The organism is Candidatus Benthicola sp. (assembly GCF_058719085.1).
This window is the reverse complement of sequence record NZ_JBZQEK010000168.1, coordinates 1-3,582: the sequence shown is the minus strand read 5'-3', so window position 1 is coordinate 3,582 and position 3,582 is coordinate 1. Positions and strand designations below refer to the sequence as shown.

5 protein-coding genes and 1 tRNA gene are annotated in these 3,582 nt (G+C 64.2%); 3 read left to right on the top strand and 3 right to left on the bottom strand.

Annotated elements, in window-relative coordinates; genetic code table 11:
* Positions 1-152: 152 nt before the first annotated feature.
* Positions 153-575: a secondary thiamine-phosphate synthase enzyme YjbQ gene (locus AC36XV_RS12305; RefSeq protein WP_492203979.1), complete on the bottom strand. Its 423-nt coding sequence runs from the start codon at positions 573-575 to the stop codon at positions 153-155.
* 146 nt (positions 576-721) lie between these two features.
* On the opposite strand from AC36XV_RS12305, the gene AC36XV_RS12300 reads away from it, so the two are divergent.
* From AC36XV_RS12300 to AC36XV_RS12290, 3 genes are all read left to right on the top strand, one after another.
* Entirely contained in the window at positions 722-1,123 is a 402-nt protein-coding gene (locus AC36XV_RS12300; RefSeq protein WP_492203978.1) for an OsmC family protein, read from the top strand.
* A gap of 253 nt (positions 1,124-1,376) precedes the next feature.
* Positions 1,377-1,459 (top strand) — tRNA-Ser (locus AC36XV_RS12295).
* Positions 1,460-1,740: 281 nt separating this feature from the next.
* Positions 1,741-2,166, top strand: coding sequence for a hypothetical protein (locus AC36XV_RS12290; protein ID WP_492203977.1), 426 nt, complete (start codon positions 1,741-1,743; stop codon positions 2,164-2,166).
* Positions 2,167-2,176: 10 nt separating this feature from the next.
* On the opposite strand, the gene AC36XV_RS12285 is transcribed toward AC36XV_RS12290, so the two are convergent.
* A complete protein-coding gene (locus AC36XV_RS12285) occupies positions 2,177-3,253 on the bottom strand; it encodes an ATP-grasp domain-containing protein (RefSeq protein ID WP_492203976.1) in 1,077 nt (358 codons plus the stop codon).
* 125 nt (positions 3,254-3,378) lie between these two features.
* Positions 3,379-3,582 (bottom strand): NAD(P)-dependent oxidoreductase (locus AC36XV_RS12280; RefSeq protein WP_492203975.1); only part of this gene is annotated, 204 nt, incomplete at its 5' end.

Here is a 3,582-nt window from a genome sequence, read left to right as displayed (position 1 = left end):
GTTGAGTCCGCACGGCCAACCGGGCTGCGCCCGCGGGCCGGGTCGTGGTCGTCGCACAAGATGCCACCTGTGCGCCGGGGCGCAAAGTCCCGATCCGTCCGAGCCGGCAGACGGGACGCGACCGGGGGGAAGCCCGGAGGTCCGGGGACGACTCACTCCCCGATGATCTTAATCAGGACGCGCTTCGGTCTCCGGCCGTCGAACTCGCCGTAGAAGATCCTCTCCCACGGTCCGAAATCGAGGCGGCCTCCGGTGATGGCCACCACGACCTCCCGGCCCATGATCTGTCTCTTGTGGTGGGCGTCCGCGTTGTCCTCGCCCGTGCGGTTGTGGTGATAGCGCTCGGGACTGGCGTCGAACGGGGCGAGTTCCTCGAGCCACTTCCTGTAGTCTCGATGCAGCCCGGGCTCGTCGTCGTTGATGAACACGCTGGCCGTGATGTGCATCGCGTTTACCAGACAGAGCCCCTCCTGAACTCCGCTGGCGCGGACCTCGGCTTCCACCTCCGACGTGATGTTCACGAAGTCCATTCTCGCAGGCACGTTCATGGTCAGGTGTCGGGTGTGTGACTTCATCCTGGTCTTCCTGTGTTTTCGTGCGAAAGGCCTTGTATCGAGCCACGCGGGAGGCCTATGTTCCGCGCGCCAAACGGAGTATCCGGTCGCGCTGAGAGCGAGGCAACCGGACACGTCTCATGCAGCCGTTCTGATACCGGGAAGACATGAGCCAGACGATTCAGTTGGTGTGGAAGGGCGACTTTCGATTCGACGCGACCGCCCGGGGCGGATCCGTGACCCACGTCGACGGGAACGCCGAGGCCGGAACGACGCCGGTCGACCTGCTCCTCGAGTCGGTGGGGGCGTGCGCGGCGATCGACGTGGTGGACATCCTGAGGAAGTCGCGGCAGGAAGTGCAGGGAATGGCGGTCGAAGTCGAGGCGACCCGTCGCGAGGAGCCTCCGCGCCACGTGAAGCGGCTCGAGTTCCGGTTTCGGATCAAGGGACCGGTGGATCAGAAGAAGGCGGAGCGCGCGGTGGACCTGTCGCTCGAAAAGTACTGCAGCGTATTTCACACGCTGCGGATGGACATCATGCTGGACGTCGAGGTCAAGATCGAGAGCTGATTCCGGCTTGCCCGAAGGCGTGGTCAATCCGGCTCAGACCCGAAGCACTCGCTTCAGCACCCTACGGGCGACTTCCAGTCCCACCAGCAGCAGCACTTTTCTCAACGTTCACTCCCCGGTTGATCGGTCCGGACCAGGCCGTGCCCCGGCCCGCGTTCATTCCATGATACGGCATGCTCGCGGCACATGTTTCATCGGTCTATCTTGGCGCTGCGCGTCCGGGTCCACCGAGTAGGGGGATCCGGCGCGTTTCGGAGGGGTGGCAGAACGGCTAATGCACCGGTCTTGAAAACCGGCGTCCGAAAGGACTTAAGGGTTCGAATCCCTTCCCCTCCGCTCCACTGCCGACGAGCCACGTCTGGTGCGCCCGCACCACAGTTGACGGCACCCCTGTAAGCGCTAGCTTATCTTTGACTCCCACGCGCCCCCACGCTCATAGAGCGGCTCCATCACAGCCAGAAGTCGGACCCTCCCTCCCGGCTGATTGACCTGTCCACGTAAGGAGGTGTCCTGTGCGCTGGCAAATCCCGCTCGCTCTGATCTTCTCGGTAAGCATGGCCACTGGCTGCGATCAGCAGCCGTTGGCGCCTGATGCCGAAGATGCCGTTACGGGTCCAATGTTCGTTCCGGTCAGCAACCCCAACAAGTGGGTATGGGAGGTTGATGAGGGTTGGTCGGAGGCGTGCACTGGCGGCCAGATCGTTGATGTGCAGCTGGTCGGCTGGGGACAGTTCATGGCCAAGAAGGGCGACCACAATTGGGAGCTGGACGTGTTTCATCTGGTCTTCACGTATACGTACGATGGAGCCACGTACGTGTACCGGGACGTGGGTCCCGACCGCTGGTACTGCGACGAGTCGGAGTGCTACGTCACGGTCACGGGACGCTCCTCTGCGTCTGGAACACCGGGTCGCGATGAGATCAACATCGGTCACGCTGTGATGAGACTGGATGGACCGTTCGGCGACCCGGTGGAAGTAGTCTTCATCGCGGGCCAGGGATTGGGAAGTGTGACGGAGCTGGCTTGCAGCGCCCTGATCTGATGGCCGACGGTTACACGACTCGAGAAGCCAGATAGCGGCCGATCGCGTCGTACATCCGCTCCGTGTACTCGTCGAGCCCGCGCTCGCGCCAGAGGAGGCCGCCCGGCATCGAGTTGATGAACGGGTACGGGTTGGCCTCGAAGATGACCGGTCGTCCGTCAGGATACACTCCGTAGTCGAAGGCCACGAAGTCATAGCCGAGGACACGCGCCGCCCGCATGAACAGGGGAGCGTCGGGTGGGTCCTGGCTCCTGAACGCGACGTCCGCCGCTCGAGCCGCGCGGTACCAGGGATTCATCCGAATGCCACGTTGCAGGAGGCCGTTCAGGTGACCCGACCCGAGCCGGGCGCGGATCCGTCGGCTCCGCTCGTCCATCAGGTCCCAGACCACATCGTGGCCTCCCACGACCTGCGACGAGGAGAAGTGCAGGTGACCGGGCATGCAGACATCACCGAACACGAACGCCCGATACCGGTGCACCCACTTGTGAAACGGATCCCACGGGCCATGTCGCTTCCTTCCGCTTTGCACGTCCACCATGGGCGACAGGACACCCGGGTAGGGAATCGGCCCGTCCTCGAGACCCTCCACGTCACGGGGCCCGACGAGGACGCGTGCATCCACCTGCGCATGGTCCGAATTCGCCCTGAGGATTACCGGCAGCTCGTGGGTCTGCAGGAGGCTCCGAAGTTCGTCCAGATCCCGGTAGTCGTACGCGGGTGGGCAGTCGATGCCGTGCGCTCCGAGCACGGAGGCCGTTCGGCTCTTGCAGTGCGCGCTGAGCAGCGCCGGTGGATTGTAGAGGGGGATGCCCATCTCATTCGCTCTGTCGGCGATCGATGAGGCCTCGGCAGAACACTCCGGATACAGGGAGTCGAGAGGATCGGCGAGCAGGAAAAGGACTCCGATCACGCCTTCGAGACTCGGGAGGGCGTCGCCGGTCTGGTAGAAGGCCAGTCGATCCCGAAGGATGGGGTTCTTCTCACGCAGCGCGTCGAAACACGGCTGGATGTACGGCTGCAGGCGGCCTCGACCGGGACCGTGGCGCACGATGAGAAAGCGGCTGTCCGTACTCAGCTGAACCACGTTTGGTCTCTCCAGACCGGGGCCACCCGCGACTCGGGCGAATGCGCCGAATGTCGTACGGAGCAGAAAGCATGCCCCGTCGGGCCGACCGGTCCGGTGTACGGGCCTGGCGGATCAGCCGGGTGCTAGTACCCTGCCGCCTTGTCGACGACGTTCAGCAGCGGCTCACCGCGCCCGAATCGCCGCATGTTCTCTACGATGAGGGCGAAACGACGTTCCGCCGACAGTTCCGCGCGGCCGGCCGTGTGTGGCGTGATGAAGACGTCGTCCCGGTCCCACAGGGGATGGCCGGCCGGAAGGGGTTCGGGATCCGTGACATCGAGCAGAGC